The sequence below is a fragment of the Cellvibrio sp. KY-YJ-3 genome (genome assembly GCF_008806955.1).
Taxonomy (GTDB): Bacteria; Pseudomonadota; Gammaproteobacteria; order Pseudomonadales; family Cellvibrionaceae; genus Cellvibrio.
In genome coordinates, this window is record NZ_CP031727.1 from 3,279,457 (window position 1) to 3,296,170 (window position 16,714).

Here is a 16,714-nt window from a genome sequence, read left to right on the forward strand (position 1 = left end):
CTTCTCTTTACTCAGTCGCTAAATCTTTCGCAAACGCATCAAAACTATAAGGGCGCCCCAAGAAATCCTGCACCAATTCAGCTGCATCTTTGCTTCCACCGGGTTCGAGTACTGTTTTACGGAAATGGTTTGCCAGTTCAGGGTTGCGCAAGCCTTTCTTCACAAATTCGCTGTGCATGTCAGCAGCGATCACCAGCGACCACATGTAGGTGTAATAAATTGAGGAGTAGCCATTGAGATGACCGAAGCTGGCGTAAAAGTAGGTATCTTCTACATAACCAAATGGAGAATAAGTTGATTGGATTGTTTTCATCGCCTCATTCAAATCCAGCGCCGCCGGATCATTGTTGTAGAGGCCCAATGACAGGGCTGCATAAAACAGTTGATGCTTGGTCCACATGGCGCGGCCAAAATCCCTTGCAGCGATCATTTTTTCTACCAGTGCCGGCGGAATAACTTCACCTTTGTCGTTTTGTGCAAAGCTAGCAAGTGTTTCAGCATCCCACACCCACTCTTCCAACATTTGCGAAGGTGCTTCCACAAAATCCCACTCAGTTTTAATGCCGGAAAAATACATCCAACGCTGGTTGGTACCCGCAAAAATGCCGTGTAACAAATGACCAAACTCGTGCAGAAAAGTTTCTACGTCAGCATGTTCCATTAGGCCTGAACTGCCATCCCCACCGGGGAAATTACACACTAAGGCAGCAACAGGTAATTGAACACCTTCAATACCGTTTACAACAGAAAAGGCGGCGGCATGTTTATATTTGCCTGTACGTGGGTGCATATCCAGATAAAAACGCCCGATAACGTTATCACCCTCCACTATTTCAAACGCGTTTACCGATTCATGCCACACGTCCGTTTGCCACGGGCGGATGGTCACCCCAAACATTGCTTGTACAAGGTCAAAAATACCCTGTTTAACCTTGTCGTAATGAAAATACTGACGTACTTCTTGTGCGTTAACTTGGTATTGTTCTTTTTTTACCAGATCTTCTACGTACATTTTTTGCCAGTCAGCAACACGGGTCGCCGTAGGATCTATTTTTTGCAGGCGAGCTAATAGTTGTTGATATTCCTGCTCTGCACGCGGAGTTGCAACGCCAGACACTTTATCGATAAAAGTTTGCGCGTTAGCGGGCGAACCAATCATTTTATCTTCTGTGACAAACGCCGAGAAATTTTCATAGCCGAGAACTTTTGCCAGTTCATGGCGTTTTTCAATCAGGTTTTGTAAGACTGCTTTGTTTTCAGGGTAGGCTTGCTGGCGGAAAATAATGTAGAACTGTTTGCGCAGCTCGTCGCTTTCAGCGTATTGCATGAAGGGAACATAATCAGGATAAGCCGTTGTGAGAACAATTTTGCCTTCATCATTCGGTTTGTGAGCGTCGATATAATCCTGCGGCAAACCTTTTAAGTCATCGACAGAATCCAATACCAGCTGGCGCGCGCCATCGCGAATGTTTTTATCAAAACTCTGACCAATTAAATTGATTTCTTCATTCAGTTTTTTAATGCGGTTACGGGTTGCTTCATCTTTATCAACACCGGCGCGTTTAAAGTCGCGCAATAAATGTTCGAGAAAACGTTTATCCAGCGCATCCAACCCTTGGTTATCTACCGCCACCAAATGATTGTAAAGTGGGCGCGACAAACTAATTTCGCTAATCAGTTCTACAAATTTTTGCTCACATTCTTCAGCGCTAACACGCACGGCTTCGTTGGGGTGCACATTGGCGTAGAGGCTCGCCAAACTCATTTGTTTATCTAATAGCAGGTCTATATTGTTAATTGCCGAGAGCAATTCTTTTGCTTCATAGCGTTTTGATTCAACAGAAAACGCCTTCATTTGCTCCAGGATTTGACTGTGATCAGCTTGGCAATTTTCAAGGTAGTCTGCGGCAACTTTATCGGTTGGCTGCTGCCATGCGATAGGCGCAGTAGAGGAAGAGGATGAACTATTTTCTGTTGGGCTTGGACTGCAACCAGTTAGGAACCCCAGCCCCAGTGCCAGAACAGAAACCGGCTTGAGAAAGCCAAGCGGATTAAATGCACAGATGTTCGTCAAGATAACCTTGCATCGACTCATAATTGCCTCTATTAACTATTATTCAAGAAAGCGCACGATCGACAATACCATCGACAACGCCAGCCAACCTACCTTCAGGGCATGGTAGTACACTTTCCACCACAAACAAAGAGCCTAAAAAACCATAGCCGATAGACACTTAGAGTATAAAAAATCAGCCTGGTTCAGGCTTGGCAAGAAGCCGAAAACCTTTGCTTTTCACTGCCGGGATCTTTTGCAACAAAGCTACAGATTGCTGCTAAGCTTGAATTAATCCTCCAGATGCGTATAACAAGATCGAAACTATGCCTGAATACCTGCTTACTGAAGACCAGCGCGACTGTTTGCAAGAGATTACCAACGTCGCCATGGGCCAAGCCGGCTCCCATTTGGCTCGCCTGCTGGATGTATTTGTGGTGCTGTCCATTCCTCACGTCAGCGTATTAAACCCAACCGATATCGCCATGGCGCTTCAATCACTCAACCGCGAAAATCACAACGATGTAGTTCATGGTGTATGCCAGGGATTTATTGGCGGTGGAATCGCAGGTGAAGCCATGTTGATCTTTCACGGTACCGACTTCAACGACCTGGCGCGATTGCTGAAATACGACAAAGTACCGGATGAACAAGCGCAATACGAATTACTGATGGATACCGCTAATGTGCTTAACGGAGCCTGCCTGCGCGGACTTGCCGAACAGTTGGATACCCATTTCAGTTTTGGCCCACCCATGCTACTGGGGCAACACTGCAACATTACCGACTTGTTACAAAATAATAATATGAAATGGAAACAGGCATTGGTGGTAGAGATAAATTACGCCATTGAAGATCACAAAATTAATTGCGACTTATTGTTAGTGGTTGCCGAGCACTCAATCTCGGGCTTAACCGAAAAACTCGACTACCTACTTGATTAGGTTGAATGACACCGATGGCGAAAAATAAAGATTCAAACAAGCTGTTCGACGATGTTCATTGGCAAATGGACATTTTGCAAAATATTGATGTCGGGCTCGTTGTAATGGACGAAAACTATACCATCGATGTGTGGAATAGTTTTATGCAAAACCACAGCGGTAAAGCCCCAGAGAAAGTATTGGGTAAGAGCTTATTTGAAGCATTTCCTGAACTCCCGGAAGCTTGGTTCAAACATAAAGCCCAATCCGTTTTTGTACTTCAAAATACTGCGTTTACTACTTGGGAGCAGCGACCTTATTTATTTCGCTTTCCGCATTATCGCCCTATTACCGGCACCGCTGAATTTATGTACCAAAATAGCAGCATTATCCCGCTACTGGATACCAATGGAGTCGCGCGTCACATCTGCCTGATTATTTATGATGTCACCGACACCGCCGTCAATAAACTCGCACAACAACAAGCTAACAAACAACTGCAAAACCTCAGCCGCACTGATCACCTGACCGGTTTATTTAATCGTGGCTACTGGGAGTTGAGATTAATTCAAGAGTTCAAACGTTTTGACCGGTATGAACAACCTTCCAGCCTGATTATGCTGGATATCGATCACTTCAAAAAAATTAACGACACCTACGGCCACACAGTAGGCGATGAAGCTATTCGCGCCGTCAGTAGAACCATCCGGGAGCACACCCGCGATCTGGATATTCCCGGTAGATACGGCGGCGAAGAATTTGGCATTATCCTGACCAACACCAATGGCGATGGTGCCTGTGTATTTGCCGAACGCCTGCGAAAAACCATCGAAGAATCTACCATTTACGCGGAGGGACACGTAATTCAGTTTACCGTTAGCATGGGCGTGGCAGAGCTGAATCAGGACTTGCACGATCATCGTCACTGGATCGAAAAAGCAGACCAAGGCCTTTACCGCTCCAAAGAGGGAGGGAGAAACCGGGTTACCCTGCTCCCCTGAGTTTTCCTGGCAAGGGGCAATAACCTTATTCCCTGGACCAGATGTTATAAGCTGATAACAAGTCGATATTTCTCAAACCGGTGGCATCTCAATAGGATGCGCTCACCCAACACTGGAATGGAAATACGCTTGAATGAAAATTCGTGACCTCGACCTATCCGATAACGCCATCAACCAGGAACATGAAGCACTCGGCATTCCTCCTGTAGAACAAATTCCCCTCCACCCAATTATCCGCACCGCAGTATGGTTTGCGATACTGACACTTATTGGCCTTGTCGCTTTGGGCGCAGCACAGGTATTTGGCAGCAGCTGGGATGAAGGCGTTACTACCATCAAAACCACACTCAATGACTCCATGTTTTGGAATGCTTTACTGGTGGGGTTGTTGGCGCAAATAGTCGATGGCGCATTGGGTATGGCTTATGGCCTCACCTCAACCAGCTTTCTGCTCGCGACCGGCGCATCACCGGCATTGGCGAGCGCCTCGGTGCATATGGCAGAAGTTTTTACCACCGGCATATCAGGTATAAGCCACGCCAAATTCGGCAATGTTGATAAGAAATTATTTTTACGTTTATTGATTCCCGGCATTGTCGGCGGCCTGCTCGGTGCACTGCTCGTCACTCAAATTGACGGCGACACCTTGAAACCCTTTATCACCGTGTATTTATTGTTGATGGGTATGTACGTGCTGAGCAAAGCGTTTCGCAAACATATTGCCACGCGCAAAGGTGAACCCAAGCATGTTGCCAAACTCGCGTTATTGGGCGGTTTTGTGGATACCTCAGGCGGTGGCGGTTGGGGGCCGGTAGTGACTACTACATTGGTCGGTACCGGCCATGATCCACGCACCACAATTGGCTCGGTTAACTTCGCTGAATTTTTTCTGACGCTCACCAGCGCCGCATCACTGTTTATTCTCGTTGATGAAACCATCTGGCATGTGGTCGCGGGGTTGATTGTAGGCGGATTATTCGCCGCCCCCTTCGCCGCCTATGCGTGCAAAAAGTTCTCGACCAGGACTTTACTGATTTTGGTGGGATTACTGATTAGCGGGATATCGGTGTTTAATCTTTATAAGGCACTTATCGGCTAATAAGTGCGCTCACAAAAACCAACTGCTTTAAAACCTATATTTCATGCCCAATGTTGCGCTGCGCGGCTCACCAAAATCGGCATAACCCCACATGGAGCGATTGTAGAATTCGTCGAACAGGTTATCGATATTGAGTGAGACCGATAGCGACTCATTCAATGCATAACGCGCCATAACATCGACCAACCAATAGGACGGCTGTTCCTGTCTGACATCAATAGGTTCACCCGTTGTACTGACGCTGGCAGCGATGCTGGAGTTGTAATAGGAATCGCTCTGCCACCGCGCACTGGCGCCCAAGGTTAGGCCATCCCAAGTATCCGTAAAGGTATAGCTGTGGGTAATCTTGAACATTTCATTCGGGATGTACGTCTGACGCGGGTTGCCCTCCTTATCTTCTGCTTCGTTATGGGTATAGCCACCGCTGATCTTCCATTGTTCACTCAAGGCGCCGGCAATCTCAATCTCATAACCGTCGGTCTTAATACCATCGATACTTTCGTAGATATAACTGCCATTGGGTAGTTGCCCCAAGTTGGCATATTCAGAAACATTGTCTTTATTGGCGCGATACGCCGCCGCAGAAATATTTAAATCATTGTCGAAAAACGCCAGCTTGATACCGACTTCAGTATTAGTACCCTCGGTAGGTTCCAATATGTTTCCATCCGCACCGTATTGACTGACCGGTAAGAAAATACCGGTGTAGCTAGTGTAAACCGACATAACATCACTCAAGTCATACACTAGTCCGGCATAGGGCGTGACAACATTATTTTCAGAACTACGCTTGGTCGCAGCACCGCCAATCAGATCGGTGTTTTTATAACTCCAGTCGCTTACACGACCACCCACCATTACCTTCAAGGGGTCGGCAAGGTTAAAGCGCACAGTCCCAAAGGTGCCCGATTGAGTGCCCTCTTCAAGGTTGCCGTAACGACGGTGTGATTGTGAGTAATCAGGTGCTGGTGGCGTACTTTCAACATAAAAATTGAGCGACTCGACGTAAGTCGTCGACATATACATAGTGAATTCATTACTGCTGTAGCTGTGCCCTAAAACCACATCGTGATCGCGTTCAAAAAGGACAAAATCACCGTTGACCATCAGATTAAAACTCTGGGTATCGGATTCGCGATCCGATTGCAGTGATGTCGGCCGGGGCGACCAGGGATCAACAAAGGCGCCAGTAACCTTATCGACAAAGGAACCGAAGTTTGCGTTGCTTACGTCTTGCGATGCAGTCGCGTAGCGATAGTTACTTTTGACTGTCCAGCCGTTGCCAAAATCGTGCCTTAGCTCTGGCATCACGCTGCTTTGTTTGATGTTGCGGTGCGCCCATGGCTGGCCAGTGGAGTAAGAAACCTCGTGGTCGATCAGCGTGCCGTCAGTATAAAACGCCGGATTGGAGCTCCAGTTATAAACACCACTGGCGTTGACTTCTGTGTTATCGGCCAATAGCGCGACGGTGGTTTGCTCTGAAAGATCGGCTTCGATAACGCCGTAAATCACCGATTTATCGCGCGTGTAACGGTCAATATAGGAATCGCCATCGAGATAAGCGCCTACAATACGGCCACGCACACTGCCGGACTCGTTTAAAGCGCCCGATATATCGCCCTCGGTGCGATAGTTATCCCAACTTCCGCCCGATACAGAAACAGAGGATTTGAAGTCGCTCGTCGGGCGCTTGCGGATCATATTCACCGTCGCTGACGGCTCACCCTGCCCACCTAAAATACCGGCTGCACCTTTTAAGACCTCAATACGCTCAGCAATCACCGGATCAATACTCTGGCTCAGGTCGCCGGAATAAGTTGAATTGGCGGGGGTGGTGATCATGCCATCCACTTGCACGCCGGTATCCAACTGGAAACCGCGCACGAATACCATGCTGTACTCAGAGGCATCACCCACTTTGCTAACACCGGGAACATGGTCAAGCACCTGCTCCATGTCCACCAACGCTTTGTCTTCAATCATCTGGCTGGTCATGATGGTGACAGTTTGGGGGGTCTCACGCAGGCTCATCTCAAGCCCGGTTGCACCGTTCATAGAGCGCGTGGTGTAACTACCGGTCACCATCACCTCTTCAATTGATACGTTACCAGTGCCAGATTTTTTGCTGCCTTTAAGCAACGGTTCGGCTTGCACGTCTGCATCAGCCGCAAGACCCGTGAAGCTAAAACCCAAGCCGAACAGCGTAGCTACTGCCTGCGCCAGTATGCGTTTCGTAAACATTAATGGAGATCCTTATAGCGGGGGGAGAGAAGTTTGTTGGCACGTTTTTCCTTGACGGGGGAAAATCTCGCAACCTAAAATGCGAATGCTAATTATTATCATTATGGTTAACAAAAATATCAACTTCTCTCTCAGGCTCTAAAACCCCATGAATAAGATTCACTTTCCGTTTTCATTACGAGTAAATACTGTCGCCAAGCATCCATCCAACCGCCATCTGGCAATGACCACTCTCGCATTAACCTTGGGTTTGCCCGCCGGAGCACTTGGGGCTGAAGCTCAGGCTACCGACTTGCCGATGCAACTGGCAGCCGCCAGCCCGGATGTCGAGGAGGTTCAAGTTGACGGCCGCAACCCGGAACGAAAAACCGCTACTCGCCTACCCTTTACCCTGCGCGAACTACCGCAATCAATCAGTGAAATATCACAAGAAATGATTGAGCTGACCTCCATGACCGACATGAATGACCTGATGATGAATGTCACCGGTGTCAACGTCACACTCTACGACACCCAGCGCCCGCTCTACTTTGCGCGCGGTTTCCAAATCACTGACTTTCAGGTCGATGGCATCCCCACCTACAGCGGTTCTACCAACCAGGAATACGACACGGCACTTTATGAGCGAGTGGAAGTAATTCGCGGTGCCAATGGCCTGCTCTCAGGGGTTGGCACGCCCTCGGCCACCGTCAATCTGGTGCGCAAACGTCCGGGTAAAACGCTGGATGCATCAGTATCTGCCAGTGTGGGCTCATGGGATCGCCAGCGCGGCGTTGTGGATGTCTCAACGCCACTGACCAGCGACGGAAAATTGCGCAGCCGGGTTGTTGTCGCCTATCAGGATTCCGACAGTTTTCGCGACCGCTATCGCGAAGACAAAACTGCGGTATTGGGTATTGTAGAGGGCGATATTGGTGAAAAAACCACGGTTGCTGTGGGCTATCAAAATCAGGACAACAACCCCGAAGGCACTATTTGGGGAACCATCCCACTGTTCGCGGCTGACGGCTCCGAAGCCAAGCTGCCCGTATCGACCAGTTTTGCCCCCGAGTGGACAACCTGGCAGCGTGAATCCAGCACCTTGTTTGCCGATGTAGAGCACAATTTCAATGAGGACTGGAAGCTGCGCTTTGCAGTAAACCGCACTGAAGGCGACGTATTTAGCTTGCGGGTTTATGCCCAAGGTTTCCCTGACCGTGAAACTGGAGAAGGCGTGCGACTGTTAGCCGGTGTTGGCGCCGGTGACGACACCCGTGACAGCATCGATCTTTACCTCACCGGTGATTACCACTGGCTGGGGCGCGAGCACACCTTGATCGTTGGCGCCAATAGTTATGAGATGGAATCCAATACACCCGGTTATACGTCAGTTGCCTCCTGGAGTTATCTGGTACCCGATGCCTGGAACTACGATGGCAAGGCTCCGCAGCCCACCTATTCCCGCACAGGCGCATTCCGTATCGCTACAACGGAACAAATGGGTGTTTATACCGCCAACCGTTTTAGCCTTACGGATTCACTCTCTGCCGTAATCGGCGCCCGTGTCACCTCCTGGGAGACAGGAACAGACAACTACAACACCACCGGTGCTTATGTGAACAAGACCGGCACATTTGAGGTCGACAATGAACTGACATCTTATGCAGGGCTGGTGTATGACTTGAGCAAACAATTTTCGCTCTACACCAGCTACACCGATATTTTTAATCCGCAAAACTACAAGGATAAGGACAACAATTTGCTTGAGCCGGTGCTTGGCAGCAACGCCGAACTGGGTGTGAAAGGTGAGTTTTTTGATGGCAAGCTGCTCGCATCTACCGCAGTGTTCAAAACCAAACAGGACAACTACGCCGTGCGCGATATGACCCAGCCGGAAAATTCACTGCCGGATGGCAGCTCAGCCTATGTGGGGGTTGATGGCACCGAAAGCGAAGGCATTGAACTGAGCCTGAGCGGGAACCTCAGCGCACAGTGGGTGATTAACGCTGGCTATACCTACGTAGATACCAAGCGCCACACCAATGATCGCATCTGGACCAACCTGCCTGAACACTCGGTGCAATTGTCCAGCCACTACCATTTCTCGGGCGCATTGGCACCGCTGGTTTTGGGTGGCGGCGTTAACTGGCAAAGCGAAACCATCGGCTACGGTGTAACTCATCCGACTCGCACGGATGCAACATTCACCCAGGATTCCTACTTACTTACCAACCTCTATGCCACGTGGAATTTCAACGAAAGCTGGACGGCCTCACTGAGCGCAACTAACGTCTTCGACGAAATCTATTGGGCAAATATTGATTACGCAAACTACGGCGAGCCGAGAAATGTGTCACTCACCGTGAAGTGGAAGTTGTGATTCTTTGAGGTTTAAACCGCTAAACACTTAATCAGTAAAAACATCGCTCACTTAAACATCAGCCACACAAAACACCACCCTCACAAAACCAAAAGGCCCGTAATGGGCCTTTTGGTTTAAGCCAATCATATGGCTCATCTTCAATCCGGATGTTGTGCACACGCAAAAGTGTTTAACGGCTCGGCCACACCATCCGCAACAACTGTGGGCGCCAGCTCAACAACATACCAACCGACGGCGCCGCTGCCGCCAAGAACATAATCCAAACCAATACCGCCATAGATGGACGGTCGGCGATAAAACACAGCACGGCCGACAGCAAAAGGCCGAGACTCCCCAACAACCTGAGCTTAATTCGCACCTGGGTGCTGGGTGCGCTTGTTCCCATCACTTGTTGCCAGTGGGCGTTCATCGCCAACGCCAGCCAGGCAAAACCAACAAGGCAACTGATGCCTGCCAATATCAATACAATCCAGGGTTCAAACATGTTTCATATCCCCAACAAGTTCCAGATCAGCCTCTTGCGCAGCAATGTTAGCGACGGGTTGCTCACGTAATTTCAACTTGCGCGCGGCGAACACCGAGAGCGCCGCGGTAGCCAGCAAACTGAGATCCACTCCTGCAACCGGCCAATAGGTTTGGGTAAACACAGTTTTGACCAAATGATCGCCCGTGGTGAGCCAGTTAAGTACAACGGCTGCAACTGCTAATAAGGCAGCGATCCAACACTGCTCGCGCCAAGCGGGGTTGCGGGCGGCGCGGGCAACTGGTGCACTGCGCCATGCCGCATGTAAAAAGGCCAGTAACCAGGCGAACCAAAAGGCATTGATCTCCCAATCGCCTTTTCCAGCCAGGTCGGCGGGTAATAGGCGATTCGCAACCAGCATGGCGAAACTGGCAATCAACATTCCTGTCACCGTAGTAACCGCCAAAGCATCCACGATACGGCTGCCCTGGCTTTGAGTTTTGGCGTGTTGCTGCTTGCGCTTCTCGACGAAGAAAATAAAACCTGTTGCGATACAAATGCACCCCAGCAATCCACCGATGACATAAAGCCAGCGCAATAACCAATGCTCAAAGTGCTGCAAGTGCAAACCAGTTAAAAACTCATTAATTTCAGACACCACAGTGCGCGGCGGGTCCTCACGCAACACTTCGCCGGTACTAGCTTTAAAGTGAATGCCCTCACCTACCAAGGCAACCCGGTCGCTGCCCGCGCGATAAATACTGACGTAGCCATTTTGGTCGCCCAAATGATCGGCAAACAGGTAGCCCACCTCGCCTGCCATATCGCGCGCCGCCCAGCGGCGTTTCGCTTCGGCCACCATGGCATCCACCGATGCCATGGGCGCAGCAATACCCGCTGCTTCATGCGGCAACCCCGTGCGCTCCGCCTCCAATACCTCGTGCTGGTCATGCAAGGGTTTGAGCATGGTGTGCGACACGGGAAAGTAAAAGAAGCTGGCAAAAATTACCAAACCGGTAAACGCAAAAAAGAAGTGGAAAGGCAAGGCCACCACACCGGTCATATTGTGCAAATCCAGAGCGCTGCGCTGGGTGCGCTTTTTAGGGCGGAAGGTAAACAACTCACGGAAAATTTTGCGATGCATAATCACCCCGGTCACCAGCGCCGCCAGCATCACAAAAGCCGCCAGCCCGACTATGTAGTAACCAATATTTTTCCAATGCCAGTTGAGGCTGTAATGCATAGGGTAAAACCAGCGGCTGCCAATTTTTAAGGCATCGTCGGGAATGGCCTCGCCAGTGCGCGGATCGATGGTCGCCCAACCATGGACGTGCAGGTGATCGTCGGCTGGATTCAGGGGTTTATTGGGGATACTGAACTCGGCACCAATGGACAATACCGGGTCGCGGTGTGTGGTGTAGGCATAGAGCGATGCCATGGGCATAGTGTCTGGATGGGGCAAATCGCCCACTACCCGCGCTGCGGTTGCGGCCATGTCGTCTGGATGTGCACGCAGTTTTTCAAACACCGGTTTAAGCAAATGATCAAACGACGGCATGGGCTGGGGTTCGAAACGGGTGTCAGGAATCGCCCAGCGGTCAATCTCACGATCAAAGACTGAGAGCGCGCCAAAGAAGAAACAAATCATGAGCACAAAGCCCAGCACCAGGCCAAACCAGGTGTGTACCCATGTCATTGATAGACGAAAATTGTTAAACATTAAAATCTCCCACCATGAAAACCTCAGCCCAATAAGGTGCGTTGCAGCGCCCAAGCGGCCGAGGTCATTAATACTGCCCCACTACCCAACAAGACCCATACCCGCAGCATACTGGCGGCGGCAAACGCCCAGAGGAATAACCCCAAAAACACCAGAAACGAGAGTAGTAAAACCCCGGTCTCGGCCTCGTGAAAATCCACACCCAGAGCCACCAACCCGGCCATGCCGAGTGCGGTAAAACCCCAGGTAAATGCGTAACCGCCCAAAAGCGCCGCCGCGATACGGTTGATGGTGACCCAATACGTCGTCATAAGAAGTCTCGTCGTATAACACTGAGGTACAACATTCTGTCGCCTCACATTTCTGAAAAGTCACACATGCTTTCACAAATGATACTTATTCGCAATAAGAACCAGCAAAGAAGAAGTGTTAAGACGTGAAAGCATTAATCAAATGAGATTGATTCCCAACTTAAACCCATTAAGATGGCCTCCCTGACACCCACCCTAATGATGAGGACTTATGCAGCGCCTGCTCTTAACCACCTGTCTGTTTCTACCATTGTTGGCCACATCCCATTCGATTAACGCTCAGCCCAACGAGCTGCAAGTTGTTACCCATCGCTTGGAAACCACGGCGCTGGGCAGTGAGTTGGAGCTGAGTGGCACGCTGCGTGCCCTGCGCGATTCCACCTTGTCGGTTTCCGTTAATGCGCTAGTCAAGCGCCTGCATGTAGACCTTGGCAGCCGCGTTAAACAGGGTGATCTGCTGCTGGAGTTGGACGACAGCATCGCCAAACAGGAGCACCAGCGCGCTCTGGCGCAGCTGTCTGCCGCTGAAACTGCCGCCACTGAAGCCGCTCGCCTGCGCGATGAAGCACTGCGCTTAAAACAGCAAAGTCATATTGCCCAGAGCGAAGTGAGCGCCCGTGAAAGCGCAGCCAAACTGGCAATGGCACGCTTGCAGGAAGCCCGCGCCGACGCGCGTATCGCCGCCGAACATTTAGCCAAACATCAGCTCAAAGCGCCATTTGATGGGGTGATCAGTGTGCGCTGGACTGATCTGGGGCAATGGTTAAACCCGGGCGATCAAGTTTTTACCCTCGTCTCAATGGATTTATTGCGCCTGGATGTCCAGCTGCCGCAGGAACACTTGCCCAGCATCGAGCATATTCAAACCGTGCAGATCCGCCCTGATTCCCAACCCGGCCTGCAGATTCCAGCGCGGATCGACACGCTAGTGCCGGTGGGTGACGCATCGCGCAGCTTCCTGCTGCGCCTCGCGGCAACGGAGGCTTCGCCCGCACTGGTACCGGGTGCCTCTGCCCGTGCACATTTAGTGTTCAAGCAAGCGAAGACTGCTGTGTTATTGCCGCGCGATGCGGTGCTGCGCAATGCCGACGGTAACTTCAGTGTCTTTGTGGTGGAAAACGGTAAAGCCAAGCGCCGCCAGATTGCGCTGGGCAACAGCGGGCGCGACGGTTATTTAGTCGAACAAGGGTTAAAAGCCGGAGAGCAGGTGGTAATTCGCGGCAACGAGCTGTTAAGTGATGGGCAATCAGTGACCATTACCGCCGCCTCAACATCCAGCGCGCAGGGCCAAAACGATGATTGAAAAACTGGTTCTTCAAGGGCGCTTGCTGAGCGTTATAGTGCTGATTGTGTGTGTACTCGGCCTGGCAGCAGCCCTGCGCATGCCGGTGCAGATGATTCCCAACCTGGATACCCGCATCATCACCGTTGAAACCGGCTGGCCGGGGGCGACACCGCAAGATATCGAAAAAGAAATCCTGCTGGAACAGGAGCGCTACCTGCGTTCGCTGCCCAACCTCAGCCGCATGGAATCCTTCGCCGAGATGGGCACAGCCGTGATCGAGTTGGAATTCCCCATCGGAGTCGAGGCCAATGAAGCGCTTATCCGGGTTTCCAATGCCCTGAGCCAGGTGCCCAACTACCCCGAAAACGTCGATCAACCGCGCCTGTACAGCGAATCCTTTTCCGAAAATGCGTTCATGTATTTCGCCGTGCTGCCGCAAGTGGGCAACCCACGCGATTTGGATATGGACATGATCAGCGATTTTATCGATGACAACCTGCGCCCGCGCATGGAGCGGGTTGCCGGAGTATCGCAAGTCGAGATGAGCAACACCCTGCGCCAGATCCAGATCCAGGTCGACCCAGCACGGCTCGCCCAGCGCAACCTGAGCCTGGAGGACGTAAGCAACGCCATTCGCGCCCGTAACCGCGATGTATCCGCCGGCGACATCAACGAAGGCAAACGCCGTTACTTGCTGCGCACTACCAGCCGCTTCGATGATATTAACGACCTGCAAAACCTGATTATCACCCACAGCGATGGCAGCCATATCCGTTTGGGGGACGTCGCCGAAGTCCGCCTTGATCACTATGAGAAACGCGGCTACTCCATCGTTAACGGCGAGGAAGCACTGACCCTGGCCGTCAAACGCCAGCAGGGTTCCAACGTTATCGATATCAAACGCGCCATGCTCGCGGAGATCGACAAATTGCGCGTTGACCTGCTGGAGCCCAACGGCCTGCGCATTTTGATGATTGGCGACGATGTGCGCTACGTTGAGAGCTCCATCAGCAATGTTTTCTCCAACCTTTGCCTCGGCGCCCTGCTCGCCACTCTGGTGATGTACCTATTCCTGCGTTCGGGCCGCGCTACGCTCATCTGCTTGATGGGGATTCCGGTGTGCACTATCGCCTCCTTCATTGGGCTGGCCGCCTTTGATCGCACCATCAACGTGATCTCCCTCGCCGGTATTGCCTTTGCGATTGGTATGACGGTGGATAACAGCATTGTGGTGCTGGAAAGCATTGAGCAGGCGCGGCGACGCGGGTTGGATCGTATCGAAGCCGCCGTCACCGGCGTGCGCGAGGTATGGAGCGCGGTGATTGCATCCAGCGCTACCACCATTTTGGTATTTGCGCCGGTGCTATTTGTTACCGACGAAGCGGGACAACTCTATTCCGATATCGCACTGGCTATCTCTGCCTCTATTTTTGCCTCAATGCTGTTTGCACTGTTTGTGGTGCCCGCCGCCAGTGCCGCCATCGGTGGGCGAATGGACATGGGCGAAGGTTCCAAACGCGAAGCAGCTATCCTGAAAATAACTGACTGGCTCTGCTGCACCCTCAAGCGCCGCTACCTGACGATGGCTCTGACGCTGGTCGGTAGCCTTGGTTTGGCACTGGTATTTATGCCCGCCGCCGAATACCTGCCTGAGGGCGAAGAGCCAAAAGCCTTTAGCAGTATGTTTGCGCCGCCCGGCTACAACATCGAGGAAATGCACAAGATCGGCACTGAAATTCAAACCGAATTGAATCAGGCAACTGCAGAGGACTACACCGCTGAAAACGCTGGTATTCCGCCGCTGAAATACTACTTTCTGCGGATCAGTGCCGGGCAACTCTGGCTGATGAGCGAACCGCGCGACCCCGCCGATATCGATGTCATGATGACAGCACTGGTGACCCGCTTTGAGACCTACCCCGGCATGCGCGCCTTTTCGGCCCGTGGTTCGATCATCTCCAGCAATCAGGGCGGCACCCGCGCGGTGGAGTTAAACATCACCGGCCCTGACCTGGGCGAACTCTACGACACAGCGCGCCACGTGATGCGCCGCGCGGAAGACGTATTTGAAGAACCGCGTATTGATTCATCGCCCTCATCGCTCTCACTCGACCAACCGCTGATTGAAATCCGCCCGCGCTGGGAGCGTTTGGCTGAACTCGGTTTTAGCCCGGAGGAATTCGGCTTTATTGTTGCCGCTTATAGCGATGGCGCTTTTGTGGGTGAATTTATCGATGGCGACGACAAGATCGATATGTTTTTGTTCAGCACCGCAGGCAATCGCCAACAGCTCAGCGAGCTGGCGCAAGTCCCCATCAGCACACCCAACGGGCAAGTCATGCCGCTCTCTGCACTCGCCGAGCTGCGCGAAACAGTCGATAGCGAAGAGTTGCGCCGCGTGAATGGTCAGCGCACCGTATCGGTTTATATCATTCCTGCCGATGATGTCGCGCTGGAAACGGCGGTGGATAAAATGCGCACCGAATTAATTCCGGCCATGAAACGCGCTGGCGAATTACCCAGCCGCGTCGCGCTCAGTATTACCGGCGCCGCGGACGATCTCGCCTCCACCCGCGCCTCATTACTGAATAACTTCGCCGTCGCCCTGGTGTTGATTTACCTATTGTTAGTGGCAATATTTTCGCACTGGGGATACCCGCTCCTGATTATGACGACAGTACCCTTGGGAATCGCCGGTGGTCTGGTGGGCTTGGTAGCAACCAATGCTCTGAGCGCACTGCTGGCAACTATCGGCCTGGGCGGCAGCCATCAGGCGTTCGACATGATTACCATGCTGGGTTTTGTGATTTTGTTGGGGACAGTCGTCAACAACCCCATCCTGATTGTGGAGCAAACCCGCCGCAATCTGGATGAGCGCCAACTGCCTATCGCAGAGGCAGTGCGCGAAGCCGTCGCCAGCCGCCTGCGCCCCATCCTCATGTCCACCGCCACCACCATCTTCGGGCTATTGCCACTGGTACTTATTCCCGGTGCTGGCACGGAGTTGTATCGCGGTGTCGGCATAGTTGTGCTCTGCGGCCTCACCGCTTCCATGCTGCTGACGCTGAGCTTCTTGCCGTGCTTGTTGATAGAAGTATTAAACCCGGAGGCAAGTTGGCGAGATAAATTAACTCGACTTGTGCCGCGTAAAAATGTGACAAGCAAATAAAAAAACGGGCAGAAATTTTTAAAATCTCTGCCCGTTTTTATTGGCAATTAATATGCGCGCTTCAAGCTCACAGGAATTAGTCTTCAA

The 16,714-nt window shown here is 51.5% G+C and carries 11 protein-coding genes; 6 read left to right on the top strand and 5 right to left on the bottom strand.

What is annotated here, in order from left to right; translation table 11 throughout:
- Positions 1 to 7 precede the first annotated feature (7 nt).
- Positions 8 to 2,074 (bottom strand): M3 family metallopeptidase, encoded by a 2,067-nt coding sequence (locus D0B88_RS13855; RefSeq protein WP_151057883.1) that lies wholly within the window; start codon positions 2,072 to 2,074, stop codon positions 8 to 10.
- A gap of 305 nt (positions 2,075 to 2,379) precedes the next feature.
- Between D0B88_RS13855 and D0B88_RS13860 the strand changes: the two genes are divergently transcribed.
- The 3 genes from D0B88_RS13860 to D0B88_RS13870 all read left to right on the top strand — a co-directional run bounded on the left by D0B88_RS13860 (position 2,380) and on the right by D0B88_RS13870 (position 5,076).
- Positions 2,380 to 2,997: a hypothetical protein gene (locus D0B88_RS13860; RefSeq protein WP_007641469.1), complete on the top strand. Its 618-nt coding sequence runs from the start codon at positions 2,380 to 2,382 to the stop codon at positions 2,995 to 2,997.
- Positions 2,998 to 3,002: 5 nt separating this feature from the next.
- On the top strand, positions 3,003 to 3,977 hold the full coding sequence (locus D0B88_RS13865; RefSeq protein WP_007641470.1) for a GGDEF domain-containing protein: 975 nt from the start codon (positions 3,003 to 3,005) through the stop codon (positions 3,975 to 3,977).
- 133 nt (positions 3,978 to 4,110) lie between these two features.
- Positions 4,111 to 5,076 (top strand): sulfite exporter TauE/SafE family protein, encoded by a 966-nt coding sequence (locus D0B88_RS13870; RefSeq protein WP_007641472.1) that lies wholly within the window; start codon positions 4,111 to 4,113, stop codon positions 5,074 to 5,076.
- Between the two features lie 27 nt (positions 5,077 to 5,103).
- On the opposite strand, the gene D0B88_RS13875 is transcribed toward D0B88_RS13870, so the two are convergent.
- The gene (locus tag D0B88_RS13875; protein WP_151057884.1) at positions 5,104 to 7,317 is read right to left on the bottom strand and encodes a TonB-dependent siderophore receptor; all 2,214 of its coding nucleotides are present in this window, start codon (positions 7,315 to 7,317) and stop codon (positions 5,104 to 5,106) included.
- A gap of 148 nt (positions 7,318 to 7,465) precedes the next feature.
- Here D0B88_RS13875 and D0B88_RS13880 point away from each other — a divergent pair, with 148 nt between their 5' ends.
- A complete protein-coding gene (locus D0B88_RS13880) occupies positions 7,466 to 9,676 on the top strand; it encodes a TonB-dependent siderophore receptor (RefSeq protein WP_225318374.1) in 2,211 nt (736 codons plus the stop codon).
- 172 nt (positions 9,677 to 9,848) lie between these two features.
- On the opposite strand, the gene D0B88_RS13885 is transcribed toward D0B88_RS13880, so the two are convergent.
- Genes D0B88_RS13885 through D0B88_RS13895 form a run of 3 tightly spaced genes read right to left on the bottom strand, consistent with a single transcriptional unit; the run spans position 9,849 to position 12,173 of the window.
- Positions 9,849 to 10,163 carry a DUF3325 domain-containing protein gene (locus D0B88_RS13885; RefSeq protein ID WP_151057886.1) on the bottom strand — a complete coding sequence of 105 codons (315 nt, stop codon included), beginning with the start codon at positions 10,161 to 10,163 and terminating at the stop codon, positions 9,849 to 9,851.
- Positions 10,156 to 11,862, bottom strand: coding sequence for a PepSY domain-containing protein (locus D0B88_RS13890; protein ID WP_151057888.1), 1,707 nt, complete (start codon positions 11,860 to 11,862; stop codon positions 10,156 to 10,158). Before D0B88_RS13890 ends, D0B88_RS13885 begins: the two co-directional genes overlap by 8 nt.
- 23 nt (positions 11,863 to 11,885) lie before the next feature.
- Positions 11,886 to 12,173, bottom strand: coding sequence for a hypothetical protein (locus D0B88_RS13895; protein ID WP_007641482.1), 288 nt, complete (start codon positions 12,171 to 12,173; stop codon positions 11,886 to 11,888).
- A gap of 211 nt (positions 12,174 to 12,384) precedes the next feature.
- Between D0B88_RS13895 and D0B88_RS13900 the strand changes: the two genes are divergently transcribed.
- Positions 12,385 to 13,476 (top strand): efflux RND transporter periplasmic adaptor subunit, encoded by a 1,092-nt coding sequence (locus tag D0B88_RS13900; protein ID WP_151057890.1) that lies wholly within the window; start codon positions 12,385 to 12,387, stop codon positions 13,474 to 13,476.
- Positions 13,469 to 16,627 (top strand): efflux RND transporter permease subunit, encoded by a 3,159-nt coding sequence (locus D0B88_RS13905; RefSeq protein ID WP_151057892.1) that lies wholly within the window; start codon positions 13,469 to 13,471, stop codon positions 16,625 to 16,627. Before D0B88_RS13900 ends, D0B88_RS13905 begins: the two co-directional genes overlap by 8 nt.
- Positions 16,628 to 16,714 lie beyond the last annotated feature (87 nt).

Coding starts and splice junctions, on each gene's coding strand:
- D0B88_RS13860 (WP_007641469.1), top strand. CDS start 2,380: ATGCCTGAATACCTGCTTACTGAAGACCAGCGCGACTGTTTGCAAGAG.
- D0B88_RS13865 (WP_007641470.1), top strand. CDS start 3,003: ATGACACCGATGGCGAAAAATAAAGATTCAAACAAGCTGTTCGACGAT.
- D0B88_RS13870 (WP_007641472.1), top strand. CDS start 4,111: ATGAAAATTCGTGACCTCGACCTATCCGATAACGCCATCAACCAGGAA.
- D0B88_RS13875 (WP_151057884.1), bottom strand. CDS start 7,317: ATGTTTACGAAACGCATACTGGCGCAGGCAGTAGCTACGCTGTTCGGC.
- D0B88_RS13880 (WP_225318374.1), top strand. CDS start 7,466: ATGAATAAGATTCACTTTCCGTTTTCATTACGAGTAAATACTGTCGCC.
- D0B88_RS13885 (WP_151057886.1), bottom strand. CDS start 10,163: ATGTTTGAACCCTGGATTGTATTGATATTGGCAGGCATCAGTTGCCTT.
- D0B88_RS13890 (WP_151057888.1), bottom strand. CDS start 11,862: ATGTTTAACAATTTTCGTCTATCAATGACATGGGTACACACCTGGTTT.
- D0B88_RS13895 (WP_007641482.1), bottom strand. CDS start 12,173: ATGACGACGTATTGGGTCACCATCAACCGTATCGCGGCGGCGCTTTTG.
- D0B88_RS13900 (WP_151057890.1), top strand. CDS start 12,385: ATGCAGCGCCTGCTCTTAACCACCTGTCTGTTTCTACCATTGTTGGCC.
- D0B88_RS13905 (WP_151057892.1), top strand. CDS start 13,469: ATGATTGAAAAACTGGTTCTTCAAGGGCGCTTGCTGAGCGTTATAGTG.